The organism is Lactobacillus sp. HMSC08B12 (assembly GCF_001808415.1).
GTDB classification, from domain to species: Bacteria; Bacillota; Bacilli; order Lactobacillales; family Lactobacillaceae; genus Lactobacillus; species Lactobacillus delbrueckii.
Genome location: NZ_KV793225.1, coordinates 1 through 1,898, shown reverse-complemented (window position 1 = coordinate 1,898; position 1,898 = coordinate 1). Strand labels below are relative to the sequence as shown.

Annotated in this window: 1 protein-coding gene; it reads right to left on the bottom strand. The window is 33.8% G+C overall.

Annotated features, from left to right (window positions below):
• Positions 1-313: 313 nt before the first annotated feature.
• The gene (locus tag HMPREF3168_RS09475; RefSeq protein ID WP_070489793.1) at positions 314-1,774 is read right to left on the bottom strand and encodes a flippase; all 1,461 of its coding nucleotides are present in this window, start codon (positions 1,772-1,774) and stop codon (positions 314-316) included.
• Positions 1,775-1,898: the final 124 nt, after the last annotated feature.

Genomic DNA, 1,898 nt, shown 5'->3' with positions numbered 1-1,898 from the left:
AAAATGACAGCTCAACCCCATTGGACTTCAAGTTAAGAACAAGCCAGTTCTTTCCGGGCCTATTCTTAGGTCTGATTTTGCCCTTTGGCAACTCGAGCGGTACGATTGGATGTTCAGTCATAATATCGTGTTCCTCCATATTCAATTGTTAAGAACAGTATATGACTATTGAACAGAAGTCGATAGATACCGTGCTATTGGGCGCTTACAGCGCAGAAAGACAAAAGCCGTATGAACTGTCAGTGCATCATATGAGAGGCCATGTATTGTAATGACAATTTTTGCACATTACGATGATCACACGTAATAACATCTATTTAAACCTTAACAATATACGTTCCAGCACATCTAGCGCAAATTTGTTCTTTACTCCAAGAAGTATCAACACATACTCTACAATGGATAACACAACATCAAATAAAATAATCATTACTGTAGAATCAAACAATACATCACCGGCAAGGCAATTGATCACTATAGATATCGCACCTAAGATATATGTAAAGATTTCTTTCCAAAATTCGCTTTTATAGATTTTATACAATCCCTTAATTATATCCCTGCTATAATACATTCCTAAAAACATAGAAATTGCTTCTGACAATGATGTTGTTATCGCCGCAGCATTTTCTTTTAAAGAAGGCATTAATAGCAAATTCAAAACCAAATTAACTACAGCACTTAGTACCGTTATGATCAAAACCTTGTTTTCGCGCTTTGCCGGTATCAAAACACAACTAGTAAAAATCCAGCTAAAAATTGAAAAAATTAACGCTGGACATAATAAGCGCAACGAGCTAACAGCCCTAATATATTTAGTACTCGACAATAGTATTACAATCTGTGGAGCTAACATATAAACTCCGACAGCAGCGGGAATTGATATCAAGGCCAAAGCGTCGGATATCTGTAACAATAACTTACGATACTCTCTATATCTATGACGCCCCCAAAGCAATGCAAATCTAGGGATTGTAACAGTTAGTATCGCTGCAATAAGTTGCTTAACAATATTGTACATCTTTGTCGAAACAGAGTATATACCTACAACGTAGTTGTTATTTATTAATCCCAATAACGTTGTATCTAGACCTAAATATATTGTCGTAGCAACAGACGAAGCAAAAATTATCAGTATTGGTTTAAGATGCTCTTGCCAATCTATATTAAAAGTGAACCTAATTGTACAAAATTTCTTAGCATGCAAATAGTTCAGTACATTTGACCCTACTGCAGAAAAAACAGTTATTCCAGCATAGTTTAAATAATCACCAGGTCTTCTCACAAATACAAATAACATAACAATGGAAAGTATTTTAAACACTATACTTCTGATAGTTATATATGTATATTCTTCAAAAATACTATATATCCATTCCGTACCTAGTGTAGTAAAAACAATTTGAATACCGAAAATATAAATACATGCGGAATAGCTCTGTATCTTCGGAAAAATCAAGACAAATAAGAATAGCAGTATATATGAAACTACAGTAGATAATATATTAATCGAAAAAATTTGACTCGCAAAAGCACTAATTTCATTTCGATCATTCCTAAGCTTAGCGCCTTCTCTGACTGCATATGTCGCAATTCCTAATCCTGCAATCAACAGGAAGTATGATACAAAAGAATTAGACCAATTATACTTTCCAAGTTCTCCTACACTCAATACTCTAGACACGTATGGAAATGTGATTATTGGAAATATAATATTTAAAACGCTTCGTAGCCCATTTAAGAATGCATTCTTTCCTAATGATTTAGTTTTCACGTTTTATTTCTCCCCGCTTCGTATTTTTTACTTAAACTTCCCACTTACAAAAGCGAGCTTGTACCTTGAAAATTCAATAGTTTACTTAAACTTCGACACTGTCAATTCTTTTGTGTAAATAAAT